The sequence below is a fragment of the Brachymonas denitrificans genome (assembly GCF_907163135.1).
Lineage (GTDB): Bacteria > Pseudomonadota > Gammaproteobacteria > Burkholderiales > Burkholderiaceae_C > Brachymonas > Brachymonas denitrificans_A.
Genome location: NZ_CAJQUA010000002.1, coordinates 15,196 through 36,472 on the forward strand (window position 1 = coordinate 15,196; position 21,277 = coordinate 36,472).

At 61.7% G+C, this 21,277-nt stretch carries 26 protein-coding genes; 15 read left to right on the top strand and 11 right to left on the bottom strand.

What is annotated here, in order from left to right; all coding sequences use genetic code 11:
* Nucleotides 1-65: 65 nt before the first annotated feature.
* The 4 genes from tetR(C) to KKQ75_RS12825 all read left to right on the top strand — a co-directional run bounded on the left by tetR(C) (nt 66) and on the right by KKQ75_RS12825 (nt 2,898).
* Complete coding sequence (gene tetR(C) / locus KKQ75_RS12805; protein WP_001038045.1) at nt 66-725, top strand: tetracycline resistance transcriptional repressor TetR(C); 660 nt, start codon at nt 66-68, stop codon at nt 723-725.
* On the top strand, nt 712-1,026 hold the full coding sequence (locus tag KKQ75_RS13190) for a helix-turn-helix domain-containing protein (protein WP_061342203.1): 315 nt from the start codon (nt 712-714) through the stop codon (nt 1,024-1,026). Before tetR(C) ends, KKQ75_RS13190 begins: the two co-directional genes overlap by 14 nt.
* Before the next feature lie 531 nt (nt 1,027-1,557).
* A complete protein-coding gene (locus KKQ75_RS12815; RefSeq protein WP_001067855.1) occupies nt 1,558-2,262 on the top strand; it encodes an IS6-like element IS26 family transposase in 705 nt (234 codons plus the stop codon).
* 285 nt (nt 2,263-2,547) lie between these two features.
* Complete coding sequence (locus KKQ75_RS12825; RefSeq protein ID WP_089418479.1) at nt 2,548-2,898, top strand: helix-turn-helix domain-containing protein; 351 nt, start codon at nt 2,548-2,550, stop codon at nt 2,896-2,898.
* Between the two features lie 58 nt (nt 2,899-2,956).
* Here KKQ75_RS12825 and KKQ75_RS12830 read toward each other — a convergent pair whose 3' ends face one another.
* Genes KKQ75_RS12830 through KKQ75_RS12845 form a run of 4 tightly spaced genes read right to left on the bottom strand, consistent with a single transcriptional unit; the run spans nt 2,957 to nt 6,633 of the window.
* Nucleotides 2,957-3,172, bottom strand: coding sequence for a hypothetical protein (locus KKQ75_RS12830; RefSeq protein ID WP_110612458.1), 216 nt, complete (start codon nt 3,170-3,172; stop codon nt 2,957-2,959).
* Complete coding sequence (locus KKQ75_RS12835) at nt 3,159-3,623, bottom strand: hypothetical protein (RefSeq protein ID WP_213362841.1); 465 nt, start codon at nt 3,621-3,623, stop codon at nt 3,159-3,161. Before KKQ75_RS12835 ends, KKQ75_RS12830 begins: the two co-directional genes overlap by 14 nt.
* Nucleotides 3,623-6,316: a TraI/MobA(P) family conjugative relaxase gene (gene traI / locus KKQ75_RS12840; protein ID WP_213362842.1), complete on the bottom strand. Its 2,694-nt coding sequence runs from the start codon at nt 6,314-6,316 to the stop codon at nt 3,623-3,625. Before traI ends, KKQ75_RS12835 begins: the two co-directional genes overlap by 1 nt.
* Nucleotides 6,313-6,633: a plasmid mobilization protein gene (locus tag KKQ75_RS12845; RefSeq protein WP_213362843.1), complete on the bottom strand. Its 321-nt coding sequence runs from the start codon at nt 6,631-6,633 to the stop codon at nt 6,313-6,315. The genes traI and KKQ75_RS12845 overlap by 4 nt, the downstream gene beginning before the upstream one ends.
* Nucleotides 6,634-7,009: 376 nt before the next feature.
* Between KKQ75_RS12845 and KKQ75_RS12850 the strand changes: the two genes are divergently transcribed.
* From KKQ75_RS12850 to KKQ75_RS12860, 3 genes are read left to right on the top strand one after another with little or no spacing between them, the layout of a single operon-like run.
* Nucleotides 7,010-7,522: a hypothetical protein gene (locus KKQ75_RS12850; protein WP_250131144.1), complete on the top strand. Its 513-nt coding sequence runs from the start codon at nt 7,010-7,012 to the stop codon at nt 7,520-7,522.
* Between the two features lie 14 nt (nt 7,523-7,536).
* The gene (locus tag KKQ75_RS12855) at nt 7,537-8,232 is read left to right on the top strand and encodes a protein mobD (protein WP_213362844.1); all 696 of its coding nucleotides are present in this window, start codon (nt 7,537-7,539) and stop codon (nt 8,230-8,232) included.
* Entirely contained in the window at nt 8,229-8,873 is a 645-nt protein-coding gene (locus KKQ75_RS12860; protein WP_250131145.1) for a hypothetical protein, read from the top strand. Before KKQ75_RS12855 ends, KKQ75_RS12860 begins: the two co-directional genes overlap by 4 nt.
* 36 nt (nt 8,874-8,909) lie before the next feature.
* Here KKQ75_RS12860 and KKQ75_RS12865 read toward each other — a convergent pair whose 3' ends face one another.
* Nucleotides 8,910-9,173: a hypothetical protein gene (locus tag KKQ75_RS12865; protein ID WP_213362845.1), complete on the bottom strand. Its 264-nt coding sequence runs from the start codon at nt 9,171-9,173 to the stop codon at nt 8,910-8,912.
* A gap of 202 nt (nt 9,174-9,375) precedes the next feature.
* Here KKQ75_RS12865 and KKQ75_RS12870 point away from each other — a divergent pair, with 202 nt between their 5' ends.
* Genes KKQ75_RS12870 through KKQ75_RS12905 form a run of 8 tightly spaced genes read left to right on the top strand, consistent with a single transcriptional unit; the run spans nt 9,376 to nt 16,448 of the window.
* Nucleotides 9,376-12,207: a DotA/TraY family protein gene (locus tag KKQ75_RS12870; RefSeq protein WP_213362846.1), complete on the top strand. Its 2,832-nt coding sequence runs from the start codon at nt 9,376-9,378 to the stop codon at nt 12,205-12,207.
* A 3-nt stretch (nt 12,208-12,210) separates the two neighbouring features.
* Nucleotides 12,211-12,648 (top strand): hypothetical protein, encoded by a 438-nt coding sequence (locus KKQ75_RS12875; protein WP_213362847.1) that lies wholly within the window; start codon nt 12,211-12,213, stop codon nt 12,646-12,648.
* A 10-nt stretch (nt 12,649-12,658) separates the two neighbouring features.
* Complete coding sequence (locus KKQ75_RS12880; protein ID WP_055311973.1) at nt 12,659-12,928, top strand: hypothetical protein; 270 nt, start codon at nt 12,659-12,661, stop codon at nt 12,926-12,928.
* Between the two features lie 14 nt (nt 12,929-12,942).
* Entirely contained in the window at nt 12,943-13,428 is a 486-nt protein-coding gene (locus tag KKQ75_RS12885) for a hypothetical protein (protein WP_213362848.1), read from the top strand.
* A complete protein-coding gene (locus KKQ75_RS12890; protein WP_213362849.1) occupies nt 13,421-14,221 on the top strand; it encodes a hypothetical protein in 801 nt (266 codons plus the stop codon). Before KKQ75_RS12885 ends, KKQ75_RS12890 begins: the two co-directional genes overlap by 8 nt.
* A 9-nt stretch (nt 14,222-14,230) precedes the next feature.
* Nucleotides 14,231-15,352, top strand: a complete 1,122-nt coding sequence (locus tag KKQ75_RS12895) for a M23 family metallopeptidase (protein ID WP_213362851.1) — start codon at nt 14,231-14,233, stop codon at nt 15,350-15,352.
* Between the two features lie 17 nt (nt 15,353-15,369).
* Complete coding sequence (locus KKQ75_RS12900) at nt 15,370-15,861, top strand: hypothetical protein (protein ID WP_213362852.1); 492 nt, start codon at nt 15,370-15,372, stop codon at nt 15,859-15,861.
* Nucleotides 15,855-16,448: a hypothetical protein gene (locus tag KKQ75_RS12905; protein WP_213362853.1), complete on the top strand. Its 594-nt coding sequence runs from the start codon at nt 15,855-15,857 to the stop codon at nt 16,446-16,448. The genes KKQ75_RS12900 and KKQ75_RS12905 overlap by 7 nt, the downstream gene beginning before the upstream one ends.
* A gap of 115 nt (nt 16,449-16,563) precedes the next feature.
* Here the strand turns inward: KKQ75_RS12905 and KKQ75_RS12910 are convergent, their stop codons facing one another.
* From KKQ75_RS12910 to parC, 6 genes are all read right to left on the bottom strand, one after another.
* Complete coding sequence (locus tag KKQ75_RS12910; RefSeq protein ID WP_213362854.1) at nt 16,564-17,226, bottom strand: DNA-binding protein; 663 nt, start codon at nt 17,224-17,226, stop codon at nt 16,564-16,566.
* A 16-nt stretch (nt 17,227-17,242) separates the two neighbouring features.
* Nucleotides 17,243-17,635 carry a hypothetical protein gene (locus KKQ75_RS12915; RefSeq protein ID WP_213362855.1) on the bottom strand — a complete coding sequence of 131 codons (393 nt, stop codon included), beginning with the start codon at nt 17,633-17,635 and terminating at the stop codon, nt 17,243-17,245.
* A gap of 414 nt (nt 17,636-18,049) precedes the next feature.
* Nucleotides 18,050-18,238, bottom strand: coding sequence for a hypothetical protein (locus tag KKQ75_RS12920; RefSeq protein WP_213362856.1), 189 nt, complete (start codon nt 18,236-18,238; stop codon nt 18,050-18,052).
* 523 nt (nt 18,239-18,761) lie between these two features.
* Nucleotides 18,762-19,067: a hypothetical protein gene (locus tag KKQ75_RS12925; protein ID WP_250131146.1), complete on the bottom strand. Its 306-nt coding sequence runs from the start codon at nt 19,065-19,067 to the stop codon at nt 18,762-18,764.
* 247 nt (nt 19,068-19,314) lie between these two features.
* A complete protein-coding gene (locus KKQ75_RS12930) occupies nt 19,315-20,514 on the bottom strand; it encodes a replication initiation protein (protein ID WP_250131147.1) in 1,200 nt (399 codons plus the stop codon).
* Nucleotides 20,515-20,872: 358 nt separating this feature from the next.
* The gene (gene parC, locus KKQ75_RS12935) at nt 20,873-21,184 is read right to left on the bottom strand and encodes a ParC family partition-associated protein (RefSeq protein WP_079437284.1); all 312 of its coding nucleotides are present in this window, start codon (nt 21,182-21,184) and stop codon (nt 20,873-20,875) included.
* Nucleotides 21,185-21,277: the final 93 nt, after the last annotated feature.

The following is a 21,277-nucleotide window of genomic DNA, read 5'->3' on the forward strand; positions in this document are numbered from 1 at the left end:
TAACTGTGATAAACTACCGCATTAAAGCTTATCGATGATAAGCTGTCAAACATGAGAATTCGCGAATGAACAAGCTCCAACGCGAGGCCGTGATCCGAACCGCGCTCGAACTGCTTAACGACGTGGGCATGGAAGGTCTAACGACGCGCCGACTGGCTGAGCGCCTCGGGGTGCAACAGCCAGCGCTCTACTGGCATTTCAAGAACAAGCGTGCGTTGCTCGACGCACTTGCCGAAGCCATGCTGACGATAAATCACACGCATTCGACGCCAAGGGATGACGACGACTGGCGTTCGTTCCTGAAGGGCAATGCATGCAGTTTTCGACGGGCGTTGCTCGCTTATCGCGATGGCGCGCGTATTCATGCCGGGACGCGGCCAGCCGCGCCGCAGATGGAAAAAGCCGACGCGCAGCTTCGCTTCCTTTGCGATGCTGGCTTTTCGGCAGGTGACGCGACCTATGCGTTGATGGCAATCAGCTACTTCACCGTCGGCGCTGTTCTTGAGCAGCAAGCTAGCGAGGCAGACGCCGAGGAGCGGGGCGAAGATCAGTTGACCACCTCAGCGTCTACGATGCCGGCGCGCCTACAGAGCGCGATGAAAATCGTCTACGAAGGCGGTCCGGACGCGGCATTCGAGCGAGGCCTGGCTCTCATCATCGGCGGTCTTGAAAAAATGAGGCTCACTACGAACGACATTGAGGTGCTGAAGAATGTTGACGAATGACAGGGGGCGGCAGGTGCGGAGGGCGCGGTTGCTTCGTCATATGAAGCAAAGTCACCTAGCTGAATTAATGGGTGTGGATCAGGCAACCGTGTCGCGCTGGGAGCGGGGCACCCTTGCATTGTCGGATGGGAGGTGGTCAGCGGTTCTTCAATTGCTTACCGGGCCTTCCGATTCATCGTACGACGCTGCGCTGAAGCGTCTGGTGCAATCCTCCGCCCACAAAGTCCATCTGGTAGCGACCGGACACATTGTTTGCTCGCGGCATCTCCGGCCAGGCAAAGGGAATTGCGGATTGACCTAGCCGAACTCCTTGGTAAATCGCTGCGTGTTTATGCGTCCCCGAGATAGTTGCGGCCGACTCTGCGCTTAATGGGCTCGGTTGGCATGAGGGGCGGCTGGGGTCACTCGAGGTGGATACCGGCCCGAACTGGAGCGAGGAACTTCCATACTGCCAAGGCGAATGCTGTGGGAGCGCATCATGCTCGCTGATGGTAGCCCGGCACTACTTGTTACCACCACAGCTTAATGCGAAGGGTGCTCCTGTTCTTGTGCATATTTTATGCGCTGCTGATTGTGCATCGAACTGATAACCTCAACGGGTCTGCTTTGTAGTTCACCACACCCCTGACGCGCGCGTGCCGGATAAGCAGAACTATGGTGCCGATGGATGTCAGGAACACTCGGCCTGGTTCGTAACTAGGTCGTCCTGCGCGATCCTGCGGCTAGGGCCGGAATCGTGCTCGCCAGTCAGGCGCTGATGAAGCCTATGGGCACTGTTGCAAATAGTCGGTGGTGATAAACTTATCATCCCCTTTTGCTGATGGAGCTGCACATGAACCCATTCAAAGGCCGGCATTTTCAGCGTGACATCATTCTGTGGGCCGTACGCTGGTACTGCAAATACGGCATCAGTTACCGTGAGCTGCAGGAGATGCTGGCTGAACGCGGAGTGAATGTCGATCACTCCACGATTTACCGCTGGGTTCAGCGTTATGCGCCTGAAATGGAAAAACGGCTGCGCTGGTACTGGCGTAACCCTTCCGATCTTTGCCCGTGGCACATGGATGAAACCTACGTGAAGGTCAATGGCCGCTGGGCGTATCTGTACCGGGCCGTCGACAGCCGGGGCCGCACTGTCGATTTTTATCTCTCCTCCCGTCGTAACAGCAAAGCTGCATACCGGTTTCTGGGTAAAATCCTCAACAACGTGAAGAAGTGGCAGATCCCGCGATTCATCAACACGGATAAAGCGCCCGCCTATGGTCGCGCGCTTGCTCTGCTCAAACGCGAAGGCCGGTGCCCGTCTGACGTTGAACACCGACAGATTAAGTACCGGAACAACGTGATTGAATGCGATCATGGCAAACTGAAACGGATAATCGGCGCCACGCTGGGATTTAAATCCATGAAGACGGCTTACGCCACCATCAAAGGTATTGAGGTGATGCGTGCACTACGCAAAGGCCAGGCCTCAGCATTTTATTATGGTGATCCCCTGGGCGAAATGCGCCTGGTAAGCAGAGTTTTTGAAATGTAAGGCCTTTGAATAAGACAAAAGGCTGCCTCATCGCTAACTTTGCAACAGTGCCGTCGAGATTGGTGCAGATCACTTCTGATATTGAACTGTCAGGAGCTGGCTGCACAACAGCCATTACGCCCAATCAACTGGTGCAGTCGTCTTCTGAAAATGACAAAAACGCCCCTTGCGGCAACTGTCCAACAAACCACCGTTTAACTGACACTTGCGCGCCCATTGATTCATTGATAGAGTTGCATTGATTAAATTCAATCAATCCAACTAATTCGATGAATGGAGAAGAACATGGGGAAACCCAAGAGTACCGATCTGGTCGTGCAGCCCCCGCTGGCAATTCCTCTGAACATTGATCCTGAAAAGGACAGCTACATCATCAAGGGAGGGGCAGGTGTAGCGGTAGCTCACGTCAAGAAGCCTTCCGGCGAAGTTTTTTCCGTCCACGTCCGCGCGAATGGTGCCTTTCGCCAAATGACCCACTTCGATCCATCGCAGTTGACGGTCGATGAGCGTCGTCGCTTGGAATTGGACTTGTACGAGAAGGGCCACACACAAAGCGACATCGCCGACCTCGTAGGCGTGAAGCAACCAACCGTGGCTCACGACTTGAAATTGATGCGCAAAGCCAACGGCTCTTGAAGTTTCCCAGACACACCGGACGCAATGTGTAGGTATATATATACCTATATGCGATCCATCAACCGGCGATCTCGTTCAAGCATCGCGTCTCGGCGCGCTGCCGCACACCTTGCAGGAAGGCGTGCAGCGCGCGGCGCTGCTCGGCCTCTTCGAGCTTGCGGTACTGGGCTTGCAGGGCCGCGATCTGCTCGGCGATCTCCCGCATCTTGGGCGTCATCTCGACCCGCATCATGCGGTGGTCAGGTCTGCACGCGGTGTAGTCAGTCTTGGGCATAGGCGTCTCCGTCAATGAGTTGAATGTTGGTGGCGGCCATCACGATGGCTCGCACCTCGATGGCGTAAACGATCAGCTCCGCGCCATCGTCGGCTTCCAGTCGAAGCATGTCCGCGCCACTGGCGATGAACTCGGCGCGCAGCGCGCGGCCGATGTCGCGCAAAGCCGCTTGGTCGATCTCTCCGGTCAGGCTGGCCATCTGACCCATGCCCGACCGGGCGGCTGGGATGTGCAGCACCTCAAGCCCGGAGCCGGGCAGCAGGTCTGGAATGCAGACAGGCCCCCGGCGAGCGCGAAGCGCGACCGCCTGCAAGGCTTCGAGCGTGGCGGCAATGCAGCGCGTACTTGCAGCAGGTCGGATGCGCGCAGTCACCCAGCGGGCAGCGGCTGCAAGCTCGTCGGCCGAAAAGCCTTGTGGCAGTGCAGGTGTGAGCGTTTCTGCGCGCGGCATCAAGCTCCCATCCTTGGCCCTTCAAGGGCTGGATCGCGACCTTCGAGCCGCAGGAAGTCCTCCCGGTAGCGCTCGATCTTGGCCAGCATCCGGGAGCCGTCCGGGCCGAATGCGTAGCGCGCTGTCCGCTGGGCATAATCATGCCAGTTCCGGCCCTCGTCGGCGGTGCGAATCGACGGCGCGCAGGCCTCAAGGACGGTGGCGATCTCATCCTGACCGTGCCCGGTGGCCCGTAGCCGCACGGCGATCATGGAGTCCACGCGCGACAGGTCGATCCCGTCGCCCTTGTGTCGCGCAGCAATGTCGCGGTAGTGCGCCTCGTAGGCATTGGCAGGCGGCGCAGTGCGCGCAGCAGCAGGCATGGCAGGCCTCCGCTCTTGTGCCACGCGGACTTCCTCGTCGAGCTGGCGAGCAACGACACAGCTCATTGCGTATGCCTTGTCGCATGTGCAGGCCACGGCGTGACGCAGCTCCACCACCGGGAAGGTTCCGTCCGGCCGCTGGTACTTCGGCGCAGGCGCACCCGGCTCCCATTTGCGGTTCTCGAACCCCGCCGCACGATGTGGGTGGATGCAGGCTTGCAGCTTCGGGTCGCCATACTGCTTGTTGAGGGCAACGATGAGGCGATTGCCCACGTCCTGATCGTCCGTTCGGCCCAGCTTCGGCACATTGAGGATTGCCTGCAACTTGCCCGGACTCGATTCCAGAACCACCGCAGGCCGGTAGCCATCGGCGAGCATCTGGCGCAGGCTGGCATCGGTCAGGTCATCGACCAGCACATGGTGCATCCGCTCGCTTCGCGGGGTGTAGTAAAGGTTCTCGCCGCGAGCGTGGAAACGCAACAGCTCCCGCATCCGGCGCTCCACCACTGCTGCTTCCACGCCGTCCTTGCCACCCAGCACAAAGGCCTTTCGATGGTCGGCAGCCATCTTGATCGACGTGAGGGTGTACCTGTCCGCACCGATGGCTGCGTGGTACTGCTCAAAGAGCTTCATCTGGGGCGTGCGCATTGCTTCCTCCCGTGCTGCCTTCCGTGCTTCCTTGGCCGCTTCCACCTGCGCTTGCAGCTCAGGGTTCGCGATGCGGATGCCGTGCTCCGCAGCGAGCCGAACACAGGTTGACTTGTATTCATCCGAGCCGAACACTGTGACCTTCCCCCACTTGGCAGCGCCAAGCTGCAACGCGGCCAAGGTCGCAGCCTCGTCGTGGGCCTCCTGAACGTCGATGCGACGGCCGTGGTCAGTGAATGAGACAGCCTCAGACACACCCCCCGCCGCCCCTTGGCGGCGGTACTCGACCGTGCTGCCAACAATCTCGCCCGCGAAGGCGCGAAGATCGCGAGGCAAGGCATCGTTGTCGCCATCGCCTTCAAGACGCAGCGGCTCGTGCCGGTGGTAGCGGAAGTCGCCAGCGTCCTCTAGGCTGAACCACTTGGACAGCCACTCGTTGTATTCAGGCCATGCTTCTCGGGCATCCCGCAGCGCCTTGGCTTCGCGCCGATGTCGCTCCCGGATTTCCAGCTCGACCTGCTTGGCCTCGGCCGCTGCCACGCTTCGCATGGCGTTCAACAGCTCGCCCTTACCCTTCCAGTTCTGGACGGCAATGGCCGCGCTGCGCTCCGCCTTCTGGGCACGGAACTGGGCCAGCTCGCGCTCGTAGCGCTCCTTCTCTTCGCGCAGCCTTTGCGCGAGGTGTGCGCGATGATGCTTCGCGGCTGTGATGTAGTCATCCCAGCCGGGCAAGTCCGGCCGCAACGGCTCAGGCTTGCGCTCCACAGGCACGACAGCAGGGTCAGCAGGTTCAAAAGCGCCAAGCCGCTTGGTGAGCTTCGGCAAGCTGCACCAGTGGCCCGCCGTACTGGCCTTCACGGCTTGATCGCCAACGTAGATGTGCGCCCCGCCACCGGCTTTGACGTAGCGCATTCCGCGCTCGGCGAGGCCTTGGTGCAGCTCGGCCCAGCTTGCAGCCGACCGGATCAGCTCACCAGCTTCTTCGATGACGATGCGCGCTGCGCTCTTTTGGCCCGTCCGGTTTTCCATGTCACCGGCACGAGTCGGGACAGTGGGAACGCCATCCAACTTGCCAACACGGGCAACGGTTCCATCGTCCATCACCGTGTAGCGTGCCCGTCGCTCCGGCCGCCAACCTTGGCGATGTTCAATGATGGCCACCGTGCGCTGTGCCGCCTCTTTCCACCAACCCTTCGCAGGCTTCACGACCTGATAGGTTTCCGGGCTGACCTTGTTGATCGAGATGTGCAGGTGGATGTTGTCGGTGTCCTTATGCAACGCCGCAATGACTTGATGTTTCTGGAGCTTGAGCTGTTCCAGAAACACATCCAGCAATTCCTCAATTTGCTCGGGTGTGGGCTGCTCATCCTCATGCCACGATGCAACCCAGTGCTGGATCGGGTACTTGGACTTCTTGCACTCCATCGCGAGGGCGGTCATCTCGGCCTGCTGCCCCTTGAAGGTATTTGTGTTGAACCCGCGCGTCGTCAGGTAAAGCACCTTCTCCGGCTGCTCACCGTCCCCGCCGTGAATCACGCCGTCTTGGTCGATGTGATACCCGAGGCGAGTCAGGCGGGCCGCGTCATCGGGCACGGCGATGTACTCGGTCAAGTCAGCGATGTTGGTCGCCTTGGACTTGCGACCGGCCTTATCCAGATCGAGAGGGATCAACTTGAGGATCACTGGTCAGCCCCCTTGTTGGCGAGCTGGTCGATGTACGCATAGACCTGTCGCAATGCACGCGCCGTCTCGGCGCTATAGATGCCACCGGACTCGGTGTGGACGTGCTTGAGCAGACCGCCGATGCGGTTCAGGTGCCGGATCATTTTTTCGTCGGCGTGCGCCACGATCTTGCGACCGAAGTACCTGCGCCTGACCAGCTCGCTCACCGACAGGCCTGCGTCGTCAGCATCAGCCCGCAGCCTCACCTTCTCGGCGGCTGTCAGCCGCACACCGATGCGCTCGGTGAGCGGCTCCCCATCCTTGACCTCAAACGGCATTCGCTGGCTCCTTCAATTGGCCCCGTGGGCGGCGGGGTGTGTCTGTTTGTCTACATCGTTGTCATCAGCCCCCGGCAGGGCAGGATGAGGTGAGCCACGGATCGAGACGCGCAAGCGTCGAGGACACGGCGTCCCTTGGCGGGCACATGGAGCGGTAGCGGCATGTGTTCGACAAGGGCCATCCTGTTACGTGCTTTGGACACGGTGCGTATCTCGATGGGGGCAGCTTTCCTTTCCGGTTGGAAGCAAAAAAGCTACTCGCGGCGATGCACATAGTATGGGTTTTTGTGTATGCGTTTGCAAGTCCTAAACGCTTCCCATAATTTCTATTATGGGAAGAAGTCAAAGCAGTAAAAGGCTTTACAGCTTGCGAGGCATGAAAAAGGACGCCAGAATAAAAGCGTATTTTTCAGACCAAGGAGCAGGCATGGCCATAACGATTGAAAAGGTGGAAGCCATCGCCGCAAAGCTGCGGGCGATGCCACCGGTAGAAAACAAGAAGCGGGAGATCAGCAAGCAGGAGAGCATCAAGCTGCTGACTGCCGAGATCACCGCAATGCGTGAGCGTGGCTACACGCTGGAACAGATCGCCGCCCTGCTGACCGAGGACGAATTGCAGATTGGCGCACCCACACTGAAAAGCTACTTGCAGCGTGCCGCGTCCTCCAGCAAGCACGGAAGCAAACAGCGCTCGACGAAGCGCAAAGCCGCATCTGCTGCCACCAGCCAGAGCAGCACACCGGCAGCACCGACTGCGACCAGCCCGGCGCAAAGTCAGCCGCCCGCGCTGACCATCGGGGAGCGTGCCGCCGCCGCTCTACCGCAATCGACGGGAAACACCACCAGCGCAGTCGCCGCGATCACCCGGCCTGATCGCCCACGCATCTGAGAGGGAGCAAAGACATGAACGACATGAACACGATGTACCTGTGTGCCGGGGACAAGGGCGGAACCGGCAAGAGCATGGTGGCAGCAACGCTCATCGACGCATTCCTGCAACGAGGCATCGAGCCGCTACTGGTCGAAACGGACACGGCGAACCCCGACGTGTTCAAGAGCTATGGTGAGCGCATCCAGTGCGCCGCGTTGAGCCTCGACGAAGCGGACGGGTGGATTCAGCTCATCAACACCGTTGACCAAGCGCGCGGGGTTCCGGTCATCGTGAACACCGCAGCTCGCAGTGGCAGCGGGGTGGCACGGTACGGAGCAACGCTCAAAAGCACGCTGGGGGAACTTGGCCGGAAGCTGGTGACGCTCTGGATCATCAACAGGCAGCGGGATAGCTTGGAGCTACTCGCGGATTTCTTGGAAGCAATGCCGGTGGGTGCCGACCACCAAGCGCATGTGCTGCGCAACCTGTACTTCGGGGCCGCTGAAAAGTTCCAGCTCTACAACGGCAGCGACATCAAAAAGCGGATCGAAGAGAGCGGCGGCAAAACGCTGGACTTCCCCGACTTGGCGGATCGCGTCGCGGATCAACTGGCGACAGATAGGTTGACGATTCAGGGGGCACTCGAAGCCATGCCGCTGGGACACAAGGCAGAGCTGATCCGGTGGAGAAATCAATCCACCAAGACACTGGCGCAGGTCATGCCATGAACACGCCCGGCCGCCTAGGAATCGTTGACGCCTTCGAGGCGGCTTGGCAGCGCAGGGCCACGCCCGAAGAAGCAGACCGGCTGCACCGCGTCCAAACCGTTCTGGGCGTCAACGACAACGATGCGATCTTGGTCTTGATGGTCGCGCTGGAACACTACCAAGGGCTGTACAGCGCGATGCCCGCTCGCATCGAGGAAGCAGCCAGAACAGCCGTGGGGGAAGCAAAGGAGACAGCCCAGCGGGTAGCAAGCACTGCGGCCCAACTCGCGCACGGCGATCTGGTGGAGCAGCTAGGCGAGGCCGTCAACAAGGTGGCATCAGACAGCGCCCGGAAGCAGCAGTGGAAGGCGCTGGCCATCGGCATAGGAGTAGCCGCGATCACGATTCTGGTGACGGGGTGGCTCGCGTTTTCTCAGGGGAAAGAAGCAGGCTTTGGCGCAGGATTCAAAGCGGCGCGACATGAAGCTGCGGCGGCAAGCTGGGCCAACACGCCGCAGGGCCAAATGGCCTACCGCCTCGCACTGGTTGGCAGCTTGGATCAGGTGGCACGCTGCACAGCAGCGGGATGGAAGGTGAAGAACGGAGCTTGTCTGCCCTACCCGGATACGGATGGCAGCTTGCACGGATGGATGATGCCGTGAGAGCACTGCGGGAGCAGCGCCCTCACGGCGACCAAGCTACTTGCCGACGCTGGCCCAGTCGCACACGGTGATGGGGACTTGCAAGTAGCCATGCTGCTGCAACCAGAGCACCCCCAAGATCACCGCGGCCTGTACTGGGAAAAACCATGGCTGGCGAGCAATAGAACTCAAGCGCGAACCAAGCGCCTTGACTGGCCGCAGCGCCATCGCGCCAACCGCTTTCACGCGGTCGAGCGCCTCCCGAACCGCGAGCTTCACATCTGGCGCTCGCACGCCCAAAAAAACAGACTCGATCTGCATTTCCGACTCCTTAAAAAAGACCATTTTTCAGGCGCAACCGATACGCCGTCTCAATGTGTCAAACACTGTGCTAACAGTGTGTGAATCATTGTGTGTCGCGCAAAGAGCATAGCTTTTTTGGCGCCACTGCATATAGTTGCACTTGTATGCAGTATCGCCTAAAATTCTCCCAAGCGCAAAAGAACTGATCGGAGTCGGACACATGGCCCAGATGCCTTTTTCACCACCGCAGGACGACGTGACGGTCGGCATCCTTGGTCACATCTTTGGCCCCATCATCGACGTGCTGGTGACGGGGGCAGACCCAAACACTGTCTCGGCAGCAAGCAGCTTGCTGGGGACTCTTTTCAGCTTCTTCAACAGCGGCGTCCTTGTTGTTGGATCGATCATCGTGTCCTACGTGGCCGTGATGGGCGCAGTCAACACGGCCAATGACGGCGAGGCGATGGGCAAGGCGTGGAGCACGGTCTGGACGCCCGTGCGGATCGTGGCTGGTGGAGCGGTACTCCTGCCGTCTACCAGCGGCTACTCGTTCATCCAGATGCTCGTTCTGATGATCTCGCTGTGGAGCATCGGCTTCGCCAGCGGCATCAATAAGCTGGGCATGACGATGGGAGTGTTTAAGCCCGATGGCATCGTTTCCACCTCCTACCAGACGGGCACCTACTTCGGCCTGCGTGACTTCGCCAAGCAGTACCTCGCTGCGTCTTACTGCGCCCGCGCGGCCAACACCATCTACGCCGACGCGGCGGGCAATCCCTCAGTGATGGCGAATTCAGCCTCAGCCGACAAGCAAGTCGTCACCGGAACCCGTACCGACTACACCTTCTTCATCAAAGACAGAAATGCCGCCACCAATCTGGGCGGCGGCGAGCCGATCTGCGGCACGGTGACGCTGACGGCCTACGCGCCATCTGGCAGCTACAGCGACACCTCGGGCACGCAGGCAGCGCTGGACAACATGCGCGCAGCGTTGATGGCCCAGAAGCTCCAAGCCGCTACCGGGCTGATGCTAGACATCGACAACTGGGTGAACACGATGCCCAGCGACATCAATCAGCCCGGCTGGGAGAACGTGCAGTCTGCGCAGTTCAACACCATCGTGAAGAACCGTGAGGATCAGGTCGCAGCAGCCATCGCAAACAGCGTAACGACCAGCGAAGGCTCAGTGAATGTGGGTGTAACCGCCTTCGTCGATGAGATGACGAAGGGGGGATGGGCGATGGCCGGTGGCTGGTATCAGAGGGTGGGTTTGCTGCGCTCCAAAGTGAGCGCGATCACGGGGGAGTCTGTCGGTGCTGCTACCACACCATCCCTCGCTGGCCTGCCAGACGATGCGCGCTCCAAGCTGTTGAAGTACAGCGTCACCACCGTCGCTGAAACCATCTCCAAGAAGTCCGAAGAAGCTGGGAAGGGCTACGACGGGTCAACCGCAGTCAAGCCCCAAGACATCGCCAGCATGTTGCCAACGGATGGCAATGCGGACATCAATGTCGGCGCGCTCGATGCCGACATGAGCACAAAGGCAACGCTGCTCATCAACGGCATGATGCAGAAGGCCACAGACTTCACCATTGGCAGTGGATCGGGGGTCGATGCCGTCTCGCGGATGAAGATGACGGGTGACTTGCTGTACTCGTATCAAGCAATGCTTTGGGCGACCGAGTTCACGATCAAAACTTCAATCACTGGGGTTCGTGTAGTCAGCAATGGGCTTGGCGTAACCAAGCTGGCCGGTGTCGATATGCACGGCATCGTGTCGGACATTTGGGACTGGGCGCTCCAAGTCCCCGTGCCGATCATTGCCAAGATGGCCCAATACGTCGGCTATCTCGCGTACTACTTTGGTGTCGCGATTCCGAGCCTCCCGTACACCATCTTCATGATTACGGTCGTGGGCTGGGTGCTGGGTGTGGTTCAGACCGTGATTGCAGCGCCCTTGTGGGCAATCATGCACATGCGCCCGAGCCAGACCTTCGTTGGCTCGGAGGCGCAAGGCTACTTGCTGCTCATGGCGCTCTTTGTTCGCCCGGCATTGGCTGTGATTGGGTTGTTTGCAGCCTTCCTCGTCGCAGACCCCCTCGTTGATTACACCGCCAAGGCATTCTTCGCGATGAGGGGTGACGTCGCTGCATCTACCGGATGGCCCGGTGTACTCGCTCAGTTTTGGCAGTTCTTCGCGTGGTACGCGACCTTTGGCTTCCTGCTGGGTGCCGTACTCACCATGGTCTTCGGCCTGCCCCAGATGCTGCCGGACAAAGTCCTCGCATGGCTCAACGTCGGCGTGCATGACTTGGGGGCAACCAGCGCGACCAACGAAATGCGTGCCGCTGTCAGCCGTCAGGGCCACGCATCTGGTAAAGCTGCGCTTGAGCGGTTGGCTGAAAGCCAATCGCGTGGTGGTCGCGGTGGCTCGCGTGGGCAACTGCCCGGCGACGGCCCGAGTGGCGGGCCAAGCGGTGGTCGTCCTCGTGGTGGTGGCTCAACACCTGTCAACGCTGGAGCACAAGGCGTTGCACCGCCCCTCGATGCTGCCGAGAGTGTTGGAGCCAATGGGAGTCAGGGCATTTCCAGCCGCAGCCTCACTCCTACCGCACAGCCAAGTTCTGGGCCGTCGAATGCTGCACCGCTCAATGCAGGAAGCTCGCCACCCACTCAAGAGAGTGAAGCCCCAAGACGCCGACTCATGGACAAGATTTCGGACGGGGTAGGGGTAGCGGCTGGTCACGCTGTGCTGGGTGCAGTAGATGCCGCCAAGTCTGGTGGTCAGCGCGGTGGTGAAGCCATGCGCAACGGCAGCGGCCCGGTTGGTGGCCTCGTTGCCGGTTCGATTGCAGCAGCAGCAGGTGCAGCCGAAGCCCTAGCCCGCACCGCTCCGATGGTTGGACGGGAGGGTGTCGCAGCCTTCCGGGAGGGTGCTGACGCCCGAATTGCGGCGCTCAAAGACACCTCGCCCTCTCCGAGTGACGAGGCTGCGCAATCAGCCGATCAACCTATCAGCGCTGGTGAACAGCGCCCAAACAAGGAGGACTGAACCATGCCGGAAGACTATTGGAGTTCGCAAGCCGCCACCTTGGCCGAGCGCAGCATCGGATACGACGAGGGCCATACCCAAGGACGCCATCAAGGGTTGCGGCAAGGTCGTTCTGAAGGCTACCAGCAGGGTGTCGCAGAAGGCCGTCAGGCTGCACTCAACGAGGTGCAGCCGCAACTCGCTGCCGCGAACGAGATGGTGCAAGGCATGGCCCAGATTCTGGCCGCCGCTGCGGATGCACTCCTGCAAGCCGACGACGCGGCCAAGGTCAGTTTCGCCGTGAAGTACGCCGACCGGCTCGACAAGGCGATGGCCAAAGGCCTGATCCGCACTGCGCCACACAACAACCCCCAGCTCGCCGGTCTGTCCGTGGTCATGCGTCTCGTCGATGAGTCGCGCCGGGCCTGCCTGCAAGCCACTGAGTCCACCCCTACCCCGTAAGGAGTCACCCATGCGCCGTCCCTCGATCACCTTCCTGCGTGCCACCCAGCTCAACAGCCGGGTGCGCCGCGTCACCCCCTCCGCTGTCCGCACTGCCCGAATCGTGGCGACCGATGACGGCTTCGAGCTGCACGCCACGCTCGCAGGCAGCACCGACCGCTGGGTTCTAACCTCTCCGGGCGGGATCGCCAGCACCTTCGGCGATCTGCCGGGCCTGCGCGAGTTCGCCTCTGTCGTCCTCGGCCGCGACCGCGTACCCCTGTCTTATCAAGCTGCTTGAAAGGCCCGCGCACCATGAAATCCACCCGCACCCTGATCGCTTCCGCCCTGCTGCTGGCCGCCTCGCTGGCCAGCGCGCAAATGCCCGCCGCCCTGCGCGATGCGAACGCCCCCGCAGCGGGGGACTGGGCCAAGGCCTCGGCAATCCTGCGCGCCGCCATCGAGTGTCGCGAACCGCTGCCCCCCGTGGCGTCGGTGCTGGGCACCTTCGGCCTGACAAACCGGCAGCTCGATGGCGACCACAAGCTGCCCGAGGTGCTGACCGTGTTCGGCTCGCTCAAGGTGTCGGCCATCTCGATCTTCCACGGCGACGAAGAGGAAGGCAGCTCGTACACCGTCCAGCCGGTCGGCGCGAAGCTGGCCGAAGTGGCGAAAGCCGCAGTCCTCAAGAAAGACGGGCCGCGATTTGTGCGCAAGGTCAAGGGCGGCATCGTCGAAGCCAGCGAGCCGCAACCCGGCACCGTCCAGCTTGCTTGCATCCGGGGCGGTGGCCATGAATAAAGCCCTCACCAAGCCCGCCATCGGCGTGCTGGTGGGCGCGTCTCTCGCGCTGGCCGCCAGCGCTGGTGCGTCCCAGACCGGGGGCAACTGGTTCTCGTCCATGTTCTCAACGGGCGGCAGCGGTAGTGCCAGCTCGGGTGTGTCGGCCTCGTTGGCGGCCGTGGATGCCGCCATGAACCAGAAGCTGGCCGATGACCTCAAGAATTGTGACGATGTGGGCATCGGCGCGAACATCAAAACCGCCATCGGTGTGCATACCGAGATGGCCTCGGCCACGCCCAACGTGGAAAGCCTCTTCGATGTGAACGACCAGTGTTTCGCATCGGTAAGCCAGATCATCGACCTGTCGTTCTCGATTCCCTCGCTCGGTTCGATCCTGTCCTCGGCGCAGGACGCGGTTCTGAAATACGCGCAGAAGAAGGTGTGCAGCACCGTGGGCAAGGTGTCCGGCATGGTCACGTCGCCCATCAATCAAGCCATCGGGCAGTGGAACACCTTGGGCCAGCAGTTCACCGACATCAACGGCATGGCCAACAGCGCCGTGGGCGGCTCGATGAGCACGCTCGATCCCCAGCTCGGCAGCAGCTACAAGCCCGCCTCGGCCGCGACCAGCTACAGCGTCAACGCCAACACCTTCGGCGCGAACCAGACCGTGTTCAGCAGCGGCGGCACGCAGCAAGGCGCACAAGCCGCGCCCGCGACCTCGGCACAGCCGCAGGCCAGCCAGCAGGCTCAACCCACACCGACCGAACCCCAGAGCTTCACGAGCTGGGCGGCTGGTCTTTTCAACTGAGGAAGAGAGATGCGCAAGCCGCTCGTTCTGACCCTTGCGCTGGCGATCAGCGGCAGCGCATTCGCTGACACCTGCATGGTGTCGCCCACCTCGAAGGAGCAAGTCTCCGGCCGCTTCGGCAAGTTCCGTGAAGGCGGTGCCGCCAACTTCGGCTCGGGCAACGCCAAGCCGCACATGCACGATGGCCTCGACTTCTCGACCAGCGGACAAACCGCCCCGCTCTATGCCACCTCGGCGGGCACTGTGACGTGGGCCAAGCTGCGCGGCAGCGCGGGCAACACCGTGGTCATCAAGCGCGACAACGGGCAGACGGCCGTGTACTACCACCTGTCCTACATCAGCGTGAAGGAAGGCGACAAGGTGCAGGCCGGACAAGAGATCGGCCGCGCTGGAAGTACCGGCATGAAACCGGGGGGCGCAGTCCACTTGCACTTCATTTATGGCGTGCCGAACTCGGACGATGCCCGCGCCAAGACCTTCTCGGCCGACGCCAACAAGAACCCGACGTTCAACCCGGCACAGCTCCCCAACGCCATCACCAAACAGAACAGCGCGTTCAATTACGCCACTGACCCGTCGCCCTACTTCTGCAAGACATTCCCCATCCAGAACGACGGCCTGTACCCCGTGCTGGGCAGCGACACGATGGCGCAGTACAACAAGTTGTTTGGCGCGGCCCCGCCGATGGGCGTGCCACCGACCACCCAGTTCGACCCGGTGCAGGTGGCCGCAGCCAACGGGGACGCCTTGCAGGCCACAGCCAAGGGCGCGACCTCGATTGCCAGCGTGCTCAACGACGCAGACGGCTACGGCTCACTGCCCTCCCCACCCATTGGTGACTTTGAAACCATGTCGCCCGCCGAGATGATGAGCACGGAAGCCATGCGCCGCTTCGCCGATTCCGAGTGGAACAAGTCCATCACGCAGGTGAGCAGCCGCGCCCTGTGGGTGGACTACCTGCGCGCTCAGGGTGTTTCAGCTCAGCTCAACGCAGCCATCCGGCAGAAGAAAGAGCGCATGGAAGCCCTTTTGGCGCTCTACACGAGCCAGAAGCTCGCTGTGAAGCGGCAGCAAGTGGACGCTGCCCGCGACCGCGCGCAGCGCGCAGACGTTCAGCGCTCGATTCAGTGACATCCGAGGACGCGACCATGATCCTCTTCTTCGACTTCGAGCGGCTGCTGCATGGGCAGACCATCGGCGACATCGGGCCTGCTGCCCGGCTCGCCAAGGTGCTAATGCCCTACCCGCAAGTGGATCTCGTCCTGACGCGGTGGCGGATCGGGTCGATGCGATCCGTCGATGACGTGCGCGGCCTCGTGCCCGAACTGGGCGACCGCATCAACGACGTGGCGCACCGGCCGGTGCGCTCGGATGAGAAGCCGGAGCGCGAGATCACCGGCACGCTTCGCCGGACGCGGCAGCTCTACTGGGCGGCCGTGGTGCCGAACTGGGATGCACAGGGCTACATCGTGCAGGCGAACCGCTCGGGTGCGCCGCTGATCCTGTGCCGGAATGGTTTTGACGATGAGGCCGCGCAACGGTTGCAAGCTGCTTTGGCGCGTGTTGTTCGCAATGAGGAGCTGGTCAGTGGTGTGCGCCGCCCGCTCCGTCACTCACTGGGGGAGGCCCTTCAATGCTGATCTTGATCGAGCACGATTCCATTCTGTCCACGCCCGAAGCCCGCCACAGCTTGGCGGCCTTCGTCGCCAACCGGCCGAACATCAACGTGGCGGTGTTCCACTCGGCGAAGCTGTCGGCCGCTGAGGTCTACGAGGCCTACCCGTCCGAGCTGCGCGAGCGCCTGATGCTGACGCCTGACACGCCGCGCGACCGTGATCTTCGCTTTTGGATCAGCTACGAGGCGGGATGTGTGTTTGCAGCACTGCGGCACAACGGCACGCTGGCCCAGTGCGAGGCGGTGGTGTGTCTGGTGCCACCGGCATGGGGCGCACCGGCCCGCGAGCAGTTCGGCGAGAAGCGGGTGGTGGTCATCGGTGAGCCGTTCAGCGTGGAGACTGCCCGCCGTCTCGCCCGCAGCCTCTCGACCTACCGCCGCACGCCGGTTGAGTCGTCGCCGCGCAGCTTGCCCAGCAAGGCCTCGGTGGCGTCGATGGCAGCGACCTCGGCCGGTGTGAAAACTTCTTCACGCGGCAAGTCCTCGGGCCACTCCACCCGCTCGGCTTCGCTCTCCCAGCGCGTGGCCAGCTCGCACAGCATCTTGGGGTAATGCTGGATCAGCTCGGCCCCCGGCCCGGCGATCTGGCAACCGTCGATGACCTGCTGCAAGCTCGATGCGGTCAGCCGCAGGTCGTCGATCAGCGCCGCGATCCTGCGCGGCGTGCTCACTTGGTGCCCTTCCCTGCGCCCATCTCCCCCGGCCGCTCGGCCAAGACCTTGACCAGCTCGGCGCGCTGCCCCTCAATGGCCTCGACCTGACCGCGCAAGCGGGCAGCTTCTTCGCGGGCCTCTGCCGCCTGATCGCGGGCCTGTGAGAGTTCCTCACGGGCGTGGGTCAGTTCCGTGCCAGATGCTGACAAACGCTCACGCAACTGGGCCAGCTCGACCGCCTGCGTCTGCGCTTGAGCCTGCGACTCGGCGAGCTTCGCCTTCAAGGCCTCGACCTCAGCCAGCGCGTCATCACGCTCAGCCTTGAAGCTATCAGCTTCGTCAGTGGCTGCATCCACCTCGATGGCGGCGGCTCGTTGGGCTACTGCAATCTTGCGCTGAGCGTCCTCATCGACGCGGGCATACAACCCCGCGCCAAGCGTCGCAAGCTGCTCTGTCAACGATTTGGTGACTTGAGCCAGCGCGTCAGCAATCTCTACCGGCAGCTCAACGACCGGCTGAACCTTGGCCAAGTGGTCATCCCAAACTTGCTTGAGCCGCGTCGGGTTGCCGCCGCCGACCTTCTGCCGGAGCGCGAACCCGGTGACGTTCCGCCCCGCCGCTTGGAGGGCTTGACCGGCTTCGATGATGGCTTCTGCTGGAAATTCGGCTGGACGCATGGTGTCTCCCCCTTAGTCAGAACTCGTAGACCAGTTCGCTGCCCTCTTCTTGGCGCAAGAGGTTGCCGGTACGAACAGCCGTCACAAAGCCTGTCACCGAGCGCACACCGTTGACGGCAGCACCAAGCACACGCTCCAAGACTTGCTCAATCGACAGCGGGCACTGGATGTCCACCTTCCGACCGGCTTCATCAAAGCCTTTGAGACGCACCTTCCCCTCGTCCAACGAGATGACCAAACGCTCCTCGTTAGCACCCTCGCGCGGCGAGGCGTAGCTTCGAGTAATAAGCAAGCCGCTTGCGCCGACCTCCGCATGACCAATGTGGCCATGCCAGTTCGGTGGGGTTCGGTCGTCGTAGTTCAGCACCTCGGCGATCTGCACCGCCAGCGTCATCTTGGAAAAGTCCATGTCTTCGATCTCCACTGTGGCGCTCGGGGCCAATCCCCTCACCAGCCATGCCAGCATTATAGCACAACAAACAAAGAAACAAACAAACTAATTAACAAATAAAAGAGGATTTTTTGAGGTGTGCGACGGCTGGCCAGCCTGCTCGACCACGGCCCGGTCGGTGGCGCGCTGAGGCGTTTTTTCATCGCTTGCCAGCGAAAACGCATAAATAAACGTGGAGGTCATTCATCGACCCCAGAAAGGAGGAAGTTCAGATGGTCATCGTCATCAAACACAACGGCTACCCGTTCAGGAACAACGAGAACGCCGTGCTGCTCGCCACGGGCATCACGCACCACATCGTCCTGTTGTTAAAGCAGTAAGCCAGTCGCCCCAGCTCATCGCTGGGGCTTCCGGGGCGGCCATCGAGCCGCCCTACCCCTCGGCCGTCAGCGGACAGTGCGCGACCTTCGGGCAGCGGCTGGCCAGCGCGCAGGCCTCGGCGAGCACAACCGGCTCGGCATCGTCTTGGCCAATCCCGCTCACCCACTCGACGCGCTGGATCAAGGGCACAGAGCGCCGCAGCTCGGCGCAGTGGTACTGGGTCTTGTTGATGGTCTGCATGGAGTCGATCTCCGGTCGTTGAACAAGCCACCATCCTTGCGTCACGACTCACCGAGCACCACAACAAGCTGCTTGCGGCGTATCTATGTATATACCTATATACCTACCAACAAGGCATTAGCCGGGCATCGACCCGGCCGGTGTTCGGCTGTTGGCTGTTTGCGGAAGCTGGCATCGCTGCAAGGGGTTGGAGGCCCGACTGGCGCGGCCCGCAGCCGCAGGCGAGGACACGGGAGGGCCGGAAAGCGAAGCGGCCCCTTGTGGCGAGGACAGATTTCGCCAGCCTCCAAGCAGGGAGCAGGTGGGGGTTGTCTTTCCCCCCGGCCTGCCCCTGCGGCCAGTCCGGCAAGTACGGACGCGGGAAGTCCAGAAACCGGCAAGGTTTCTGGTCGCCGGGACGGCGAAAGCGGCAGGCCGACCGACAGGGAGGGAAGATCGAAGCCCGCAGGGGTCGAGACTCGGCACGAGGCTCGATGCGAAGCACGAGAGCCCGGTCGATGCGCAGCAGCGAGCCGCCCGAATTTCACTGCGGCCGAACTGGACGACGCTGGCCAGCCACACCGGCACCGGACGAAAGCAGCTTGACGGCCTTCACGAAGTCGATGCCCAGCAGGTGCATCACGAGGTCGATGCCGCCACCTCCACCCTTCCCTGCGCGCACGTCAAACCACTTGAGGCCCGTCACCAGAATTTCCCAAGCGAAGCCCGAGGGCGACGACAAAAACAGCCGCACCGTCCGCTTGTCCTTCTCCGGCACGAAGTCAGGATCGCGACGCCAGAACAACTGACCATCGTCGCGCAGCTTGTCGAGCACCTGCGACAGCGGCATCTCTCGCACCCATGCGAGCGTTTCATCGTCAAAAGACCTTCGAGCCATACGCTACATCCTCCGAACTCCATTCAACCGACACGGCCGCCACTCCGAAAAGTGACGGGGGGGCCGCGCTGACGCGCGGCGGAACACCCTCCGGGCTTCGCCCTGCGCACCCCTGATGGACAACTCTGACGAGTTGCCCACGAGGGGCTTGCGGCTACTCGCGATTAATAAATCGCTGGGGCTACTCAAAACCAAAACCTCAGCTCGAATCGAGATCAGGCGGCGCACGACCGACCACAAGCCTCAACCGAGCACCCCGAACAGGCCGGTCAACCCCAGCCATGCCGGACTCGCCTGCGGCGGCCGGGGGGGCGGGCATCTGATATGCAGCAAACTTAACAACCACCGGCTGGCGAGCGGCCTCCTCCTTCGGCGCGGGGGCCTCTGGTGCGAGCCAGTCGAATTCGTCGATCAGTTGCTGGTACTTGGCCACGGTCTGGCGTGAGAGGCGCGTCAGCGCCGCGATGGCCACCTGCGTGAGCTGCTCGCCCTTCTGGCGCAGCACGCGGCAAGCGATCAGGACGCGCTCGCCGGTCTTTTTGGTGCGTTCTGAGTGGGTGCGCTCGGCCGCGAGGCGCTGGCGATCAGGCAGCGGCAGCGACTTGTCGAGGGCCATGACGCCCCGGTGGCAGCGGCCGTCGCCCGTGTACCGATCCCAAGTCCACCTAGCGATGCTGCGCACCGTGGCGCGCACCTGTGAGCTGCGCAGATCGGTGTGCGGCACCATGCGCTTGAAGTCGAAGAAACCGCGCTTGCTGCCATAGTTGTTGAGGCGCTGGGCCTCGGCCATCAGGCGGTTGAAAAATGCGTCGTAGGTGCTCTGTTCCCGCATCCCGCCGACGATGGAATAGGCAAAGTAGCGCAGCTCGTGGAACATGGTCGCGTGCCGGGCGTGATGGTGCAGCGACAGGTCTGGCACCTTGCCGAAGCGGCGTTCCCTCTTGGGCAGCTCGAAATACTCGTTCAGCTCACCCAGCGAATACTCGTGTGCGTGCAGCTCGATGGTGTGCCACCACGGATGGCCGGGCGTCTTGGTGACGCCACTGCCGTGATAGTTGGGGTCAGCACCCAGCAGCTCGACCATCCGATCACGGATGGCGCGCATGTAGTCCTGTGGGCGCGAGCGCGCAGCCTCGGTCGTGCAGACCGGCGTGATCGCGTAGAACAGGTGGAATCCGTCGCCCCGGCCTTCCCGGTTGGTGACGATGAGATTGGGAGGGGGCAGCCCGGCTGCTTCCCAGCGGAAAACATCCGCATGGTCACAGTCAAAAACGAGCCATGACACCATGCCTGGTCGGTTGACCTGCATGTAGGGCCAGCGAACCGCATAGACGGTCGGACGCTTTTTGGTCGCAGTCTTGTCGTCCGAGCAGCGCGGAATGTATGGAGCCTGTTCCATCACCCGCTTCATGGGCGACGCAGGCTCATCAAACCGCGATTTCAGTGTGTTTTCGCGGACTGCGCTTTCACGGTCGTCATCGTGTGATGCTGTTGCTGTCTGTCCCATAACCCCTTTTCACTCGTCCGTATGGACGAGCGCACGCTTGCGCGCAGGGGCTAAGACACGTACAATGGAAGCATTCTGTGTCGCTTCATTGCGAGGATACGGAGACCACCCGCCAAGATGGCCTCTGTACTTGTCTGGGCACCCTGCCCGGTTTCTCTGTCAAAGCCCGCTCGCCAAAGCGGGCTTTGTCGTTTCTGATCGTCCAGTTTCTTGCTGTCTGGTCAGCTCTCTCCTTCGTAGTCACCACGGATCACTCGTCGGCATCCACCGACGCAGGCGCGCTCTTGTAGCCGCGCACCATCGTCTTGGGCACCCAGTGCTCCGTGTTCACATCAAACTTCATGATCCCGTAGCCCTGCAAAACGCTTGCAGCGCCATCGAGACTCTGGAAGTACCGGAGGCCGCCACGGGCAGCACCCAGCACTCGCTCATTCATTCCGGCCCGCACCACAATCAGAAGGCCCTTGTCACCGGGTTCCACGCGGGCGGCGGAAACCGACCCAGCGGCGATGAGTTCCTTCAAAACCTTCGGCGCGACCACACTAGCAGTTGTCGTCAGCATCGTTTATACCCTATTCCGCGCCCAATCGCAACAATATCAGAATTCGTTGCGCTTGTCGCTGCATGGTGTTGGTGTCGTCACTTGTATGGACTA